This is a genomic window from Streptomyces fragilis, assembly GCF_003112515.1.
Classification (GTDB): Bacteria; Actinomycetota; Actinomycetes; order Streptomycetales; family Streptomycetaceae; genus Streptomyces; species Streptomyces fragilis.
The window spans coordinates 252,346-267,359 of the sequence record NZ_BEVZ01000008.1 but is presented as its reverse complement, the minus strand read 5'-3'; the positions used below and the strand labels follow the sequence as shown (position 1 = coordinate 267,359).

At 73.1% G+C, this 15,014-nt stretch carries 11 protein-coding genes and 1 pseudogene; 2 read left to right on the top strand and 10 right to left on the bottom strand.

The features are described 5' to 3' along the window. Positions 1-49: 49 nt before the first annotated feature. From Sfr03f_RS25745 to Sfr03f_RS25730, 4 genes are all read right to left on the bottom strand, one after another. A complete protein-coding gene (locus tag Sfr03f_RS25745) occupies positions 50-1,531 on the bottom strand; it encodes a dihydrolipoamide acetyltransferase family protein (RefSeq protein ID WP_108956553.1) in 1,482 nt (493 codons plus the stop codon). 14 nt (positions 1,532-1,545) lie between these two features. Then, positions 1,546-2,553 (bottom strand): alpha-ketoacid dehydrogenase subunit beta, encoded by a 1,008-nt coding sequence (locus Sfr03f_RS25740; protein ID WP_108956552.1) that lies wholly within the window; start codon positions 2,551-2,553, stop codon positions 1,546-1,548. A 2-nt stretch (positions 2,554-2,555) separates the two neighbouring features. Beyond that, complete coding sequence (gene pdhA / locus Sfr03f_RS25735; RefSeq protein ID WP_108956551.1) at positions 2,556-3,758, bottom strand: pyruvate dehydrogenase (acetyl-transferring) E1 component subunit alpha; 1,203 nt, start codon at positions 3,756-3,758, stop codon at positions 2,556-2,558. A gap of 498 nt (positions 3,759-4,256) precedes the next feature. Beyond that, positions 4,257-5,939 (bottom strand): protein kinase domain-containing protein, encoded by a 1,683-nt coding sequence (locus Sfr03f_RS25730; protein WP_108956550.1) that lies wholly within the window; start codon positions 5,937-5,939, stop codon positions 4,257-4,259. Between the two features lie 385 nt (positions 5,940-6,324). Here Sfr03f_RS25730 and Sfr03f_RS25725 point away from each other — a divergent pair, with 385 nt between their 5' ends. Further along, the gene (locus Sfr03f_RS25725; protein ID WP_108956549.1) at positions 6,325-7,950 is read left to right on the top strand and encodes a protein kinase domain-containing protein; all 1,626 of its coding nucleotides are present in this window, start codon (positions 6,325-6,327) and stop codon (positions 7,948-7,950) included. Positions 7,951-8,166: 216 nt separating this feature from the next. On the opposite strand, the gene Sfr03f_RS25720 is transcribed toward Sfr03f_RS25725, so the two are convergent. Further along, positions 8,167-8,703 carry a bacterial proteasome activator family protein gene (locus Sfr03f_RS25720; protein WP_108956548.1) on the bottom strand — a complete coding sequence of 179 codons (537 nt, stop codon included), beginning with the start codon at positions 8,701-8,703 and terminating at the stop codon, positions 8,167-8,169. A 795-nt stretch (positions 8,704-9,498) separates the two neighbouring features. Here Sfr03f_RS25720 and Sfr03f_RS30395 point away from each other — a divergent pair. Then, the gene (locus Sfr03f_RS30395) at positions 9,499-9,672 is read left to right on the top strand and encodes a hypothetical protein (RefSeq protein ID WP_159105732.1); all 174 of its coding nucleotides are present in this window, start codon (positions 9,499-9,501) and stop codon (positions 9,670-9,672) included. Between the two features lie 12 nt (positions 9,673-9,684). Here Sfr03f_RS30395 and Sfr03f_RS25715 read toward each other — a convergent pair whose 3' ends face one another. From Sfr03f_RS25715 to Sfr03f_RS25695, 5 genes and pseudogenes are all read right to left on the bottom strand, one after another. Next, positions 9,685-10,677, bottom strand: a complete 993-nt coding sequence (locus Sfr03f_RS25715; protein WP_108956547.1) for an NAD(P)H-quinone oxidoreductase — start codon at positions 10,675-10,677, stop codon at positions 9,685-9,687. A 122-nt stretch (positions 10,678-10,799) separates the two neighbouring features. After that, positions 10,800-11,927, bottom strand: coding sequence for a potassium channel family protein (locus tag Sfr03f_RS25710; RefSeq protein WP_108956546.1), 1,128 nt, complete (start codon positions 11,925-11,927; stop codon positions 10,800-10,802). Further along, positions 11,924-13,483: a molybdopterin molybdotransferase MoeA gene (locus Sfr03f_RS25705; protein WP_108956545.1), complete on the bottom strand. Its 1,560-nt coding sequence runs from the start codon at positions 13,481-13,483 to the stop codon at positions 11,924-11,926. Before Sfr03f_RS25705 ends, Sfr03f_RS25710 begins: the two co-directional genes overlap by 4 nt. Next, positions 13,480-14,460 carry a DUF6457 domain-containing protein gene (locus Sfr03f_RS31385; protein ID WP_245967769.1) on the bottom strand — a complete coding sequence of 327 codons (981 nt, stop codon included), beginning with the start codon at positions 14,458-14,460 and terminating at the stop codon, positions 13,480-13,482. Before Sfr03f_RS31385 ends, Sfr03f_RS25705 begins: the two co-directional genes overlap by 4 nt. Positions 14,461-14,682: 222 nt before the next feature. Continuing rightward, positions 14,683-14,988, bottom strand: a pseudogene (locus Sfr03f_RS25695) (NTP transferase domain-containing protein); the annotation flags it as partial. Between the last annotated feature and the right edge of the window lie 26 nt (positions 14,989-15,014).

Sequence of the window (15,014 nt, the reverse complement as noted above, 5' to 3'; positions counted from 1 at the left end):
CCCGCCGCGCTCTCGCGCGGCGGGCCCGTCCGTCGTGTGCGGCCGGCCGTCAGGCCCAGGTGACCAGACGCCGCGGCTGCTCCAGGACCGCCGCGATGTCCGCGAGAACCTTGGAACCGAGCTCCCCGTCGACCAGCCGGTGGTCGAAGGAGAGCGCCAGGGTGGTGACCTGACGCGGCTTGACCTTGCCCTTGTGCACCCACGGCTGCAGCTTGACCGCGCCGAAGGCGAGGATGGCGGCCTCGCCCGGGTTCAGGATCGGCGTGCCCGTGTCGACGCCGAAGACGCCGACGTTGGTGATGGTGACCGTGCCGCCCTGCATGTCGGCAGGGGAGGTCCGTCCCTCGCGGGCCGTGGCGACCAGGTCGCCCAGCGCCCCGGCGAGCTCCGGCAGGGTCTTGGCGTGCGCGTCCTTGATGTTCGGCACGATCAGACCGCGCGGGGTGGCGGCCGCGATGCCCAGGTTGACGTAGTGCTTCTCGACGATCTCCTGGTTGGCCTCGTCCCAGGACGCGTTGATCCCCGGGTTGCGCCGGATCGCGACCAGCAGCGCCTTGGCGACCAGCAGCAGCGGGTTGACCCGCAGCCCCGCCATGTCCGGGTCCTGCTTGAGTTCCTGGACCAGCTTCATCGTCCGCGTCACGTCGACCGTGACGAACTCGGTGACGTGCGGGGCGGTGAAGGCGGAGCCGACCATCGCGGCCGCGGTGGCCTTGCGGACGCCCTTGACCGGGATCCGCGTCTCCCGCGCGCCCTCGGACACCGCGGCGGGCGCCGAGACGGCCGTGGCGGCCTCCGCGGCCGGAGCGGGCTGCGGGGCGGGAGCCACCGGGGCCGGCGCCTGCGCCTCGGGCGCGGCGGCGGCGGCCGCCTGCACGTCCGCCCGGGTGATGATCCCGTCGGGACCGGTCGGGCGGACCGACCACAGGTCGACCCCGAGGTCCTTCGCCAGCTTGCGCACCGGCGGCTTGGCCAGCGGACGCTCCGGCCCGCCGGGGACGGCCGGGGCCGCGCCGTTGCCGTTGCCGTTGACCGCGGCGGGCGCCGGGGCGAAGACCTCGGCCGGGGCGGTGGTCACCTCGACGGCGGCGACGCCTCCGGCGGGGGCCGTGCCGTTCCTGCGCGGGCGGCGGCGCGTGGAGGACTCCACCACGCCGTACCCGACCAGCACCGGCTGCCTGCCCTGCGGCTTGGCCTCCTCGCCCGCGGCCGGAGCCGGGGCTGCGGGGGCAGCGGCGGGCTGCTCGGCGGCCGGGGCCGCCTGGGGCTCGGCCGGCGCGCCGCCGGCCACGTCCACGGCGATGATCGAGGTGCCCACGTCGACCGTGACGCCCTCCTCGAAGTGCAGCGCGCGCACCACCCCGTCGTACGGGATGGGCAGCTCCACGGCCGCCTTGGCGGTCTCGACCTCGCAGACGATCTGGCCGTCGGTGACGGTGTCACCAGGCTGGACGTACCACTTGAGGATCTCGGCCTCGGTGAGGCCCTCCCCCACGTCGGGCATCTTGAACTCGCGCACGGAGGTGCTCATGTTCCGGCCTCCTCTCAGTACGCGAGCGCGCGGTCGACGGCGTCGAGCACACGGTCCAGGCTGGGCAGGTACTCCTCCTCCAGGCGGGCCGGCGGGTACGGGGCGTGGTAGCCGCCGACCCGCAGCACGGGCGCCTCGAGGTGGTAGAAGCAGCGCTCGGTGATCCGGGCGGCGATCTCCGCGCCGGAACCGAAGAAGACCGGCGCCTCGTGCACCACGACCAGCCGGCCGGTGCGCTCCACCGACGTCTGGATCGCGTCGAAGTCGAGCGGGGAGACGGACCGCAGGTCCAAGACCTCCAGCGAGCGGCCCTCCTCGGCGGCCACGTCGGCGACCTCCTGGCACAGCTTCACCATCGGGCCGTACGCCACGAGGGTGAGGTCGCTGCCCTGGCGGACCACCTGGGCCTTGTGCAGCGGGCCGGGGATGGCCTCGGTGTCGACCTGGTCCTTGTCCCAGTAGCGGCGCTTGGGCTCGAAGAAGATGACCGGGTCGTCGCTCTCGATCGCCTGCTGCATCATCCAGTAGGCGTCCGCGGCGTTCGACGGCGTGACGATCTTCAGGCCGGCGACGTGCGCGAACAGCGACTCCGGCGACTCGCTGTGGTGCTCGACCGCGCCGATGCCGCCGCCGTAGGGGATGCGGACGACGACCGGCAGCTTGACCTTGCCCAGCGAGCGGGCGTGCATCTTGGCGAGCTGGGTGACGATCTGGTCGTAGGCGGGGAAGACGAAGCCGTCGAACTGGATCTCCACGACGGGCCGGTACCCGCGCAGCGCCAGACCGATGGCGGTGCCCACGATGCCGGACTCGGCGAGCGGGGTGTCGATGACCCGCTCCTCGCCGAAGTCCTTCTGCAGGCCGTCGGTGACGCGGAAGACGCCGCCGAGCTTGCCGACGTCCTCACCCATGATCACGACCTTGGGGTCGGTCTCCAGGGCCTTGCGCAGGGACTCGTTGATCGCCTTGGCGATCGCCAGCGTCTTCAGGGACTCGCGCGCCTTCACGGACTCAACAGCCATGGTCAGACCCCCTCACCGTCGGAGAACGACGCCTGGTAGGCGGCGAACTGGGCACGCTCCTCGTCGACGAGCGCGTGTCCGTCGGCGTAGGCGTTCTCGAAGATCGCGAACTTGTCCGGCTCGGGCATGGAACGGACCGCTTCGCGCACCCGCTTGCCCAACGCCTCGCTCTCGGTCTCGAGTTCCTCGAAGAATCCCTCGTTCGTGTCGGTTTCGGCGAGGAGGTACGCGCGCAGGCGGGCGATCGGGTCCTTGGCCTCCCAGGCCGCCCGCTCGTCGTCACCGCGGTAACGGGTCGGGTCGTCGGAGGTGGTGTGGGCGCCCATGCGGTAGGTGAAGGCCTCGACCAGGGTCGGACCCTCGCCGCGGCGGGCCCGCTCCAGGGCCTGCTTGGTCACCGCGAGGCACGCCAGGACGTCGTTGCCGTCGACGCGGACGCCCGGGAAGCCGTAGCCCTGGGCGCGCTGGTACAGCGGCACGCGGGTCTGGCGGTGGGTGGGCTCGGAGATCGCCCACTGGTTGTTCTGGCAGAAGAACACCACCGGCGCGTTGTAGACGGCCGAGAAGGTGAAGGCTTCCGCCACGTCGCCCTGGCTGGAGGCGCCGTCGCCGAAGTAGGCGATGACCGCGCTCTCGGCGCCGTCCTTGGCGACGCCCATGGCGTAGCCGGTGGCGTGCAGGGCCTGCGAGCCGATGACGATCGTGTACAGGTGGAAGTTGTTGCTGTTGGGGTCCCAGCCGCCGTGGTTCACGCCGCGGAACATGCCCAGCAGGTTGGCCGGGTCGACCCCGCGGCACCAGGCGACGCCGTGCTCGCGGTAGGTCGGGAAGACGTAGTCCTCGTCGTTCAGCGCGCGCCCGGAGCCGATCTGCGCGGCCTCCTGGCCGAGCAGCGAGGCCCACAGGCCCAGCTCGCCCTGGCGCTGCAGGGCGGTGGCCTCGGCGTCGAAACGCCGGGTCAGCACCATGTCCCGGTACAGCCCGCGCAGCTCGTCGGGGGTGATGGAGGCGACGTAACCGTCGTACTCCGGGTTGCTCACCCGCTGCCCCTCGGGAGTCAGCAGCTGTACGAGCTGGGGCTCCGCCGGAGCGGAGTCGGCCGCCTGGGCGGTCTTCTTCGCCGCCGTCCGGCCACGGGACGTCCCGGCCTTGCCTGAGGCGGCGCTGCGTCGCTGGGTGCGCGCGGCGGTGCTCTCCACGGTCACGTTGCTCCTCCGTCGTCCGGTCCCCGGGGTTGCCGGGTGACCTGGGGTGCCCCCCTCGCCCTTTGGGACGCGGGGTAACAGTTCCGCCTGGCCCCGACAGCGCGCACGGGGTGGGTGCCCTCGGCCGGGAGCAGGCGTGACAGTGCCCCGGCGAGCGCCCTACGAGAAATCACGTTACCCGCGGCTCCTCAATTCTGGGAAACCGCGCCTGACCTGGGATTTTGATTGGATTTCCAAGTAAAAGAACTCGGAAGCCCGACCATCTCCCCCTGGCCCGGAAGAACCGCTGGTGGCAGCCTTGGAACGGCCCGCAGGTGGCCGGAACATCGCGCACCGTATAACGGACACGGGCCTCATGGAAGACTCCGTACGGCTCTTTTTCTCCTCATTCGTGCCAGCCTTTCCCGGATCGCACGAAGCTCCCTAGGGAAAAGATGGAGGGGCGGAGGAGCACATGCGCTCCTCCGCCCCTTTTTCTGTACCGGGCGGTCAGCTCGGTCAGCCCGTCCCGCCGGTCAGCGAGCCGAGGCTGGTGGTGCCGTCCGTGGTGCCGCCGTCGTCCGTACCGGCGGTGGTTCCACTGTCCGTGGTGCCGCCGTCGTCCGTACCGGCAGTGGTTCCGCCGTCCGTGGTACCGCCGTCGTCCGTACCGGTCGTGGTCCCGCTGTCCGTGGTGCCGCCGTCACCGGAGCCGGTGGTGTCACCACCCGAGGTGGTACCGCCCTTGCTGCCGCCCCCGCTGTTCTTGCCGCCGGTGCTCGGCGTCCCGGCGTCGTCGGGGGGCTCCGGGGACTGCGACTGCGGGGACGAGTCGCCCCAGCCGCCGCCGGTGCTGGTCTCCGTGGTCTCCTCCTCGTGGGTGGAGGTGTCGTCCGGCGCCTCGGACTCCTCCTCGGAGGCGGAGGGCTGCGACGACGCGGGAGGCTTCTTCTCGTTCTTGTCGGCCGTGCTGTCCTTGACGTTGTTCATGGCCAGCGCGACGCCCGCCACCACGGCGATCACCGCGAGCGCTGCCATGAGCAGCAGCTTGCCCCGGCCGCCGCCGGATCCGCCCGAGCCACCGGTGTAACCGCCGTCGTCACCCGGGTTGTACGAGGGGATCATCGGCTGCGGGATCTGCGTGGTCGACGAGCCGGCACCCGGGCCGCCGGGCTGCGGGAGCATCGCCGTCGCCGCGGTCGCGCCGGCGCCACCGCGCGGGCCCCCGTTGGCGAGGACCGGGCCGGTGTTCCAGGTGCCGGTGTAGCCGCCCTGCTCGTAGAGCATCTCCAAGGCGTACTGGACCAGCCCGCGCATCTCCTCGGCCGTCTGGAACCGGTCGTCCGGGTCCTTGGCGAGGGAGCGCATCACCAGGCCGTCGAGCTCCGGCGGCACCTGGTTGCTCACCCCGGACGGCGGCAGCGGGATGTCCTGGACGTGCTGGTAGACCACCGACAGCGGCGTCTCGCCGGTGAAGGGCGGCCGCAGGGCCAGCAGCTCGTACAGCAGGCAGCCCGTGGCGTACAGGTCGGAGCGGTGGTCCACGGCCTTGCCGAGGGCCTGCTCCGGCGACAGGTACTGCGGGGTGCCCATCACCATGCCGGTCTGCGTCATGGTCGACTGCGCGCCGTGCAGGGCGCGCGCGATGCCGAAGTCCATGACCTTGACCGCGCCGTTGTGCGTGATGATCACGTTGGCCGGCTTGATGTCGCGGTGCACGATGCCGTGCTGGTGCGAGTACGCCAGTGCCTCGAGGACACCCGAGACGATGATCAGGGCCTGCTCGGGGCCGGGCGCCTCGGACTCGATGAGGAGCTCGCGGATGGTGCGGCCCTCGACCAGCTCCATCACGATGTACGGGACGGAGGACCCGTCCAGCCTGTCCTCGCCCGAGTCGTACACCGCGACGATGGCGTGGTGGTTGAGCCCGGCCACCGACTGGGCCTCGCGGGTGAAACGCGCCTTGGACACCGGATCCTCGGCGAGGTCGGCGCGGAGCAGCTTCACCGCCACGGTCCGGCCGAGACGCACGTCCTCGGCGGCGAACACCTCGGCCATACCGCCGCGCCCGAGTCTGTGGGTCAGCCGATACCGTCCGTCGCCTACCAGTCCGCCGTTGCCCCAATTATCCGGCGCGTCAGACATGCCGCCGCCGGCCGCCTCGGGATCGGACGGGCCCTGAGCGGGATGCTGCTGTGCCATCAGTCCTCGCCGTCTTTCTGCCCGCGGTGCGTGCAGTGTTGTTGCGGTCTCCGTCAGCCACGCTACAGCCTTCCCGCACCCCTCCGTCCGGGGTCGGACCCAGGTTCCGGTCGGGGAGTGACCCCGCCGGCCCGGCCGGAGACGGACCGGTCATCAAACCCCGTGGGCGGCCTGGCGTGCAAATTCCCGGTTACCGGCCCGAAGATCGAGTAACGCTTCCGCGACGCTTCCTTCGCGTACGGTCACGGAACGGGCACCACGCTTGACGTGTCTGTGCCCTACGGCAGACTTGGCCGGTAAGACACGGTCGATCACGATCGACACCCACTCGCGGGAGGGCCCAGGTCGCTGCCGCCGTGCCGAATCCGATGGGGGACGCACACAGATGAGCCAGGACGGCGCACAAGGACATGGCCGGTTCACGGGTCAGTCGCTCGCGGGCGGCCGCTACCAGCTCCGCGACCTCCTGGGCCAGGGCGGCATGGCCTCGGTGCACCTCGCCTACGACTCCGTGCTGGACCGCCAGGTGGCCATCAAGACGCTGCACAGCGAGCTGGGCCGCGAGCAGGCCTTCCGCGAGCGCTTCCGCCGCGAGGCGCAGTCCGTCGCCAAGCTGGCCCACACCAACATCGTCTCGGTCTTCGACACCGGCGAGGACGTCCTCGGCGACCTGACCACCCCCTACATCGTCATGGAGTACGTCGAGGGCCGTCCGCTCGGCTCGGTGCTCCAGGCCGACATCGACCAGCAGGGCGCCATGCCCGCCGACAAGGCGCTGAAGATCACCGCCGACGTCCTGGCCGCCCTGGAGATCAGCCACGAGGAAGGGCTGGTCCACCGCGACATCAAGCCCGGCAACGTGATGATCACCAAGCGCGGCGTGGTCAAGGTCATGGACTTCGGCATCGCCCGCGCCATGCAGTCGGGCGTCACCTCCATGACGCAGACCGGCATGGTGGTCGGCACGCCGCAGTACCTGTCGCCCGAGCAGGCGCTGGGCCGCGGTGTGGACGCCCGCTCCGACCTCTACTCGGTCGGCATCATGCTCTTCCAGCTGGTCACCGGCCGGCTGCCGTTCGACGCCGACTCCCCGCTGGCCATCGCCTACGCGCACGTCCAGGAAGAGCCGGTCGCCCCGTCGTCGATCAACCGCTCGCTGCCCCCGGCGGTGGACGCACTGGTCGCCCGGGCCCTGCGGAAGAACCCGAACGAGCGCTTCCCCAGCGCCGTCGCCATGCGCGACGAGTGCCTGCGGGTGATGCAGTCGCTGCAGCAGGTCGCCCCCAGCATCGTCCCCGGCACGCAGGCACAGAGCGGCGCGGGCGTCGGCTCGGCGGTCTTCCCGCCGGTCGGACAGCAGACGCCGCCGCCCGCGGACGTGCACACGCCCTACCAGCCGCCGACGCCCACGCCCGGTCCGTACGCGACCCCGCAGGCGGGCTACGGCTATCCGCACTCCGGCGGCTACCAGCAGCCGCAGCCGGGCTACCCGACGCCGATGGCCACCGGTCCGGGCTACCACCCCACCGGCCCCGCGACCGCACCGACTCCGGCGCCCGGCGGCCGGGGCGGGAAGAACCGGACCGTGCTGATCGCCGCCGCGGTCGCCGTGCTGGTGGCCGGCGGCGTGGGCACCGCGCTGTCGCTCCGGAACGACGACGACAGGACGCCCACCGGCGGCGGGGACTCCACGGCCTCCGCGTCCGCCGACCCGGCCGACGACTACAAGGGGCCGGAGAAGGAGAAGACGATCGACCCCGCGGAGTGCAGCGAGCCGGACGAGGCCTACAACGACGAGAACAAGATCGTCATGCCGGACTTCCGGTACAAGTACTGGCCCTCCGTGCAGGCCTGCCTCCAGGAGGGCGGCTGGAACTACGATCGTAAGGACGTCGCAGACGCCACCTGGGGCGAGGACATGATCGTCCGCCAGTTCCCGGCGCCGGGCACCGCGGTCGACGAGGACGACGTCAACGTCGAGCTGGAGATCTCGACCGGCCGCTCCCAGTAGGAACGAGCCGGGCCCGCGGGGCGTGGCTCGTCGAGGGGAACGACACGCGGGCGCGGACAGGAAGTGAACCGGAACGGGCCCGGAGCAGCGCCTTGTGCGCCGCTCCGGGCCCGTTCCCGCTCCGTCCGGCTCTCCGTCCGGAGCGGGGTCGTCGGGGCAGTCGGTCAGGTGTGGCCGACCCGGGTCAAGGCAGGGGCCGGGTCACAGCCACCCGGGTCACAGGTAAGGGCCGCCCGAGCGGCCGGTGGCGCGGGCGTCGTCCCCGTCCCCGGCGACACCCGGCGGCAGCGCACGCCGCATCTGCTCCAGCTGGGCCCGCGCGGCCATCTGCTGGGCGAAGAGCGTGGTCTGGATCCCGTGGAAGAGCCCTTCCAGCCAGCCCACCAGCTGGGCCTGGGCGATCCGCAGTTCCGCGTCGCTCGGCGTGCCCTCGTCGGTGAAGGGCAGCGAGAGCCGCTCCAGCTCCTCGACCAGCTGCGGGGCCAGCCCGTCCTCCAGCTCCTTCACCGAGCTGGCGTGGATCTCCTTCAGGCGCACCCGGCTCGCCTCGTCGAGGGGAGCGGCACGCACCTCCTCCAGCAGCTGCTTGATCATGCTGCCGATCCTCATGACCTTCGCAGGCTGTTCCACCTGCTCGGTCACGGGTGTCTCACGGGACTCGTCGTCCCCGCCTCCGCCGAGCGCCATGCCGTCCTGGCCCACGACCAGGATCTGCGGGTTCTCGGGCGACCTCTCGTTCCTCGGCATCTCCATGCCGCCATTCTCTCGCACCTGTTGTCCCAACACGGTCAATACCGTCCTTGCCCGATGAGTCTGCTGATCCACCGTCCGGATGTCCCGGGGTGCCGCGGTCAGGGCCGCGTGTGAGGCTGGGACCGTCGCATCCGGGCTCCGACCCAGCAGGGGGTCATCGGTATGGCCACCCAAGGCCGACGGGCACTCACGTCCGCACTGCTCCTGCCCGGGCTCCTCATTCCCATGCCGGCCGTGGCCGTCGTCATGGCGGCCACGCCACCGGGGACGCCGTCACCGGGCGCCGCGTCGCCGTCACGGGCGGGCAGCGTGGTGGGCGACGGGCAGGAGCGGCCCGGTCGCAGTGCGTCGCCGACGCCGTCCGCCGTCCCGTCCTCGCTTCCGCCGGGTCCCACCCGTTCGGCCTCCGCGTCGGGCACGGCCCCGGGCTCCTCCGTCTCTCCTGGGGCGCCCGTCCCGCCCGGGGCCACGACGAGGCCCGGCCACCCGAGCGGAGCGGCCACACGACCCGGCCGTCCGCCGCGTCCGCCCGGGACGGCCACGCGCCCGGGGGACCGTCCGGAGCCACCCGTCGAAGCCGAGGAGCCCGCGCCGGACGAGCAGGGGCTGGACGAGCCGGGGCTGGACGAGCCGGGGGCGGACGAGCCGGGGCCGGACGAGCCAGGGCTGGAGGAACCGGCGCCGGAGGAGTCCGCTTCCGAGGGCCCCGTACCCCCACCCTCCTGGTGGGTCCCTGGGCCGTCCGCCTCCCTGGGCGCGGGTGTTCCCGGCGTCACGCCACCGGTCCCGAGCTCCATGCCGCCCGCCCTGGTCCCACCCGACGTCGCCGACGCCGGCCCGTCCGGCGACCAGGCCGCAGCACGCACCGGCTCCGGAACGCGCAGCACGGCCCCCCTCGGCGTCGGCCTCATCCTCACCGGCCTCGCCCTGGCCCTGACCTTCCAGGCCCTCCGCCTGCGCCAGTCATGACCCGCGGACCGGTCACGCGGTCGCGGCGGGGGCGAGGAGAAGGACCTTGCCGATGTGGTCGCTGGACTCCAGGGTCTGGTGGCCCTTCCCCGCCTCGGCGAGCGGCACGGCCCGGTCGACCACCGGCCGCACGTGCCCGTCGGCCACCAGCGGCCACACGTGCTCCCGCACCGCCGCCACGATCGCCGCCTTCTCGCTCAGCGGCCGCGCCCGCAGCGAGGTCGCACTGACCGCCGCGCGCTTGTTGAGCAGCATCGCGATGTTCAGCTCGCCCTTGATGCCGCCCTGCATCCCGATGATCGCCAGACGCCCGTTGACCGCCAGCGCCCGCACGTTGCGGTCGAGGTACTTGGCTCCCATGTTGTCGAGGATGACGTCCGCCCCGGCGCCGTCCGTGGCCTTGGCGATCTCCTCGACGAAGTCCTGCTCGCGGTAGTTGATCAGGATGTCCGCGCCGAGCTCGGCGCAGCGGTCCAGCTTCTCCCGGGTGCCCGCGGTCACCGCCACCTTGGCGCCGACCGCCTTGGCCAGCTGGATCGCCATCGTGCCGATGCCGCTGGACCCGCCGTGCACCAGCAGCGTCTCGCCCGGGCGCAGGTTGGCGACCATGAAGACGTTCGACCAGACCGTGCACGTCACCTCGGGGAGCGCCGCCGCGTCCCGCAGCGACACCCCCGCCGGCACCGGCAGCAGCTGCCCGGCGGGGACGGCCACCTTCTCGGCGTAACCGCCGCCGGACAGCAGCGCGCACACCTCGTCGCCGACGCTCCACCCGGACACCCCCGGGCCGAGGGCGGCGATGCGGCCGGAGCACTCCAGCCCGGGGTAGGGGGACGCGCCCGGAGGCGGGTCGTAGAACCCCTGCCGCTGCAGCAGGTCGGCGCGGTTGACCGCCGCCGCCACCACCTCGACCAGGACCTCGCCCTCTCCGGGCACCGGATCCGGCACCTCGGCCCACACCAGAGCCTCGGGTCCGCCGGCCTCGGGAATCGTGATCGCATACATGCGAACGACGCTACTCCCTCACCGGGCGAAGCCCCAGGCATGCCGCCGCCCGACCCACCGAGCGGCGGCGAACAGCCGGCAGGCCCCTCTCAGGCCACCTTCAAGCCACCTTCGCGCCACCGTCAGGGGCGGTCGATGGTCCCCGACTGCCGGTCCGGATGCGGCAACGGCCGCATGTCCGGTGCGACCTGACGTGCTTGCGAGGAACGCACGATGCAGATGACCCGGTCCGCGATCTGCAGCGTGCCGAGCGAGGCGTCGTCGAACCCGAGTACCCGGTGGCCACGCACCACGCTGATCACCATGTCGTCCAGCTCGCGGGGCTTCTTGCCCACCTCGGCCTTTATGACCGGCCGTTCGGCGATGTCGAGTCCGCTGCCCTGCTGGATGAGGTCCTCCATCACCATGCCGGCGGCAGGGCTCAGCACCGAGAGACCCAGCAGACGGCCCGCGGCGCTCGCGCTGGTGATCACCGCGTCGGCGCCCGACTGCCGGAGCAGCGGCGCGTTCTCCTCCTCGCGGACCGCCGCCACGATCTTGGCGCCCCGGTTGAGCTGGCGGGCCGTCAGCGTGACCAGCACCGCGGTGTCGTCACGCTGGGTGGCGATGATGATCTGACGTGCCCGCTGGGCCTCGGCGCGCAGCAGCACGTCGCTCCGGGTGGCGTCGCCCACCACGCCCGCGTAGCCCTCGGCCGCGGCGGAGTCGATCGCCTTGGCGCTGGGGTCGACCACCACGATCTGCTCCGCGGGGACACCCGAGGCGCAGACCGTCTGCAGGGCCGAGCGACCCTTGGTGCCGAAGCCGACGACGACGGTGTGGTCCCGCAAGGTGTGCCTCCAGCGGTTCAGGCGCAGTTCTTCCCGCGTGCGCTCGGTGAGCGCCTCGAGGGTGGTACCGACGAGAATGATCAGGAACACCACGCGCAGGGGCGTGATGACGAGGATGTTGGTCAACCGGGCGCTGTCGCTGGCCGGGGTGACGTCACCGTAACCCGTGGTGGAGAGGGTGACGGTGGCGTAGTAGAAGCTGTCGAGCAGGTCGAGCCCGCCGCCGGCGTTGTCGTTGTAACCGTCCCTGTCCAGATAGACCACCAACGCGGTCGCCACCAGCACGGCCAGGGCCATCAGCAGACGCTTGCCGACCTGACGCAGGGGGTGCGGCACCTCTTTCTGCGGCAGCTTCACCCGGTAGGTGGCCAGACGTTCGCCCGCCTGTCGGGCGATGGCGTCCTGTCCCGGCAGTTTCACGTGAAACACACTCCCGTTCCGGCGAGCGTCCAGGGGAGGTCCAGGAGCTCGCTTTCGTCTCCCGGCCGCAGCCCGCCCGGCGGGATCACGGCGAGGGCGTCGGCCGCCGCCATGCCGCGGAGCATGGCGGGGCCGGTGTAGTGCAGCGGATGGGCCCGGTCCGCGCGCAGCACCACCGGCACCAGCCGGGTGTCGTGCGGATGCCCCTGGACTCCTTCGGCCAGCGGCAGGGCGTAGGGCTCCGGCGCCGGATGCTCGCCTAGGGCACGCAGCAGCGGCTGGGCGAGCGTCAGCAGACCGGAGACGGCGGCCAGCGGGTTGCCCGGCAGACCAACGAGGTGGCGCCCGTCCCCCAACCGGGCCAGCAGCATGGGGTGGCCGGGGCGGACCTGGACGCCGTCCACCAGGAGGTCGGCGCCGGTCGCGTGCAGGATCGGGTGGACGTGGTCGACCGGCCCGGCCGCGGTGCCGCCGGTGGTGACGATCAGGTCGGCCTCGCTGTCGACGACCGCGCGGCGCAGCGCCTCGGCGTCGTCGCCCAGACGGCGGACGGCGGTGACCTCCGCGCCGAGGACCCGCAGCCACGGCGGAAGCATAGGGCCGAGGGCGTCCCGGATCAGCCCGTCACGCGGGCGCCCAGCGGTAAGGAGTTCGTCGCCCAGGACCAGGATCTCGACGCACGGCCGGGAAGCGACGGCGAGCGTGTCGTACCCGGCCGCGGCGGCCAGGCCGAGGACCGGCGGGGTGACAGGCGTCCCGGCGGGCAGCAACTGGTCCCCCGAACGGCACTCCTGGCCGCGGAGGCGGATGTCCTGGCCGTAGCCGGTCTCCCGCTGGGCGTGCAGGCGGCCGGCCTGGTCGGGGCGGCCGTGCTCGGTCCGCAGCACCGCCGTGGTGTCCCGGGGGACACGGGCGCCGGTGGCGATGGGGGCCGCCTCGCCGTCGGCCAGCGGCGCGGGTTCCGAGTCGCCGGCCAGGACCTGGTCCTCCCGCACCTGCCAGGGGCCGGGGCCGGCGACGGCCCAGCCGTCCATGGCGGAGGTGTCGAACGGTGGCAGGTCGGTGAGCGCGGTGAGCGGAGCGGCCAGCACCCGGCCCAGCGCGGCGTCGAGCGGCACCTGGGCGGGCGTGCGGGAACGGTGGCGCGCGGCACGGGCGGCGCGGCCCGCCCGGTCGGCCACGGCACGCGCCTGCCGCCAGGGCAGGCCGGTGTGCCGGTGGCCGGCCCGGCTGCCCTCCGAGGCCGGCGGGGTCTGCGGGGTATGCAGGACCTGCGGGGCCTGGGCGGTTCCTGGGGTTCCTGCGGTACCTGGGGTTCCTGCGGTACCTGGGGTGTCCAGGGCGCTCGGGGTGCCCGAGGCCGCCGGGGTCTCCGAGGCCGCCAGGGTCTCCGCCCGAGGACGTCCCGGGGCGAACACGCCTGCGGTCCTGCCCTCGTTGACGAGGGTCAGCGCCTCCTGGATGCCGAGGTCGTCGAAGCCGTCGAGGTCGTCGAGACCTTCGGTGGAACCGCCGTCGACGGGGAGGCGGCCCACCGGGTTGCCTGGCTCGGTCATCCGGCGTCCGCGGGCGTCACGGGGTCGGCAGCGGTGCCGGGGGCGCTGCCGGGGGTGCTGCGCGGTGCGGCGGCGGGGCCGGAAGCGGCGCCCGGGGTGGCGTCGGGGACGGCGTCCGAGGCGGCTCCCTTCGCGGCGGCGGCCTCGTCGGCCCAGCGCAGGGCGAGGGCGACGGCCTTGCGGGTGGCCTCCGCAACCTCCTCGGGACCGCCGCCCGCACGGCCGGCCGCGTAACCCACCAGGAACGTGGTCAGCGGTGCCGCGGGGCGGGCGACACCGTGCGCCGCGTCGCGGGCGAGGTCGAGGAGCAGGGTGGTGTCGACGTCCAGGTCGATGCCCAGCTCGTCCTTGGCTGCGGTGATCCATTCATCCAACACGTGCTCATGCTCCCTGATACGCGCGCGGGCGGTGTCGATGTCGTCCCAGGTGTCGCAGTCGAAGGACGCGGCGGGGTCGCTGATGAGTGTGACCCGAAGCGACTCGGTCAGTCGTCGCAGGGGCAGCCCGTCGAGCCCACCGTTCGCCTCCGCGACCGCCGCGAGTACGCGCCGCAGCGGCTCGGCCCGGTAGGCCGCCACCAAGGGCTGCCGCCGCCCTTCCCCGTCCACGACCAGCACGGCGTCGCACATGGCGTTGCCGTCGCCCGGGGGGACGACCACGCCGGAGCCGCCTTCACGGCGGCCGCCATCACGGGCGGGGCCGCCATCACGGGCGGGGTCGGTTCCACGGGCGCGGTCGCTCGGTGCGGCGCGGTCAGCCGGGTCGGCGAGGCCAACCGGGTCGGAGGCACCGGCGGAACCGGCGTTGGCGGCTTCGGCCCCCTCAGCGGCGCCGGCGGCCCTCCGGGTGTCGGCAGCACCCGGGGCGCCCAAGGTGTCGGAGGGGGTGAAGGACCCGGCAGCAGCTTGAGCACTCGCGGCACGGTCACCCACAGCATCAGCGGCGCCAAGGTCGTCACCGGAGGCGACAACGGGCACGGCAGCGGCAGCTCGGGCACTCGCCGCACGATCGGGCCTAGCGACCGCGCCCGTTGAGGCGTCGGCGGCGGTGTCCGCAGCGTGAGCAGTCCTGGCGGCGTCGGCGGCCGAGTCTGCGGCATGAGCAGACCCAGCGGCGTGAGCGGCACGATCCGCAGCGCGTGCAGCCCCGGTGACCCGGGCGGCAGTATCCGCGGCATGGGCGGCGGACGGGGGTGTGGTCAGCGTGCTCACGAGGCGGTGGACGGTGGCGGCGTCGAGGAAGGGGAGGTCCGCGGAGAGGACCACGACGACGTCGGCGGCGGTCTGCTCGAGGCCCGCCGCCAGGGCGGCCACCGGACCGCCCCCGGGCGGCTCCTCCCGCGCCCACCGCACCGGCCGCCCGGTCGACCGGGGGTCGGCCACGACGACGGTGCGCCCGGCGTCGGAGCAGGCGGCCAGGACCCGGTCGAGCAGGGCCCGGCCGCCGACCCGCACACCCGGCTTGTCGGCGCCGCCCAGCCGGCGGGCGGCACCGCCGGCGAGCACCACGGCGTCGAAGCCGTGGTGCCCGT

Bases quoted from the DNA above. Each gene is read 5' to 3' on its own strand.
- Sfr03f_RS25745 (WP_108956553.1), bottom strand. From the start codon at position 1,531: ATGAGCACCTCCGTGCGCGAGTTCAAGATGCCCGACGTGGGGGAGGGC.
- Sfr03f_RS25730 (WP_108956550.1), bottom strand. From the start codon at position 5,939: ATGGCACAGCAGCATCCCGCTCAGGGCCCGTCCGATCCCGAGGCGGCC.
- Sfr03f_RS25715 (WP_108956547.1), bottom strand. From the start codon at position 10,677: ATGTATGCGATCACGATTCCCGAGGCCGGCGGACCCGAGGCTCTGGTG.
- Sfr03f_RS25725 (WP_108956549.1), top strand. From the start codon at position 6,325: ATGAGCCAGGACGGCGCACAAGGACATGGCCGGTTCACGGGTCAGTCG.
- Sfr03f_RS25740 (WP_108956552.1), bottom strand. From the start codon at position 2,553: ATGGCTGTTGAGTCCGTGAAGGCGCGCGAGTCCCTGAAGACGCTGGCG.
- Sfr03f_RS25705 (WP_108956545.1), bottom strand. From the start codon at position 13,483: ATGACCGAGCCAGGCAACCCGGTGGGCCGCCTCCCCGTCGACGGCGGT.
- Sfr03f_RS30395 (WP_159105732.1), top strand. From the start codon at position 9,499: ATGCCGCCCGCCCTGGTCCCACCCGACGTCGCCGACGCCGGCCCGTCC.
- Sfr03f_RS25720 (WP_108956548.1), bottom strand. From the start codon at position 8,703: ATGGAGATGCCGAGGAACGAGAGGTCGCCCGAGAACCCGCAGATCCTG.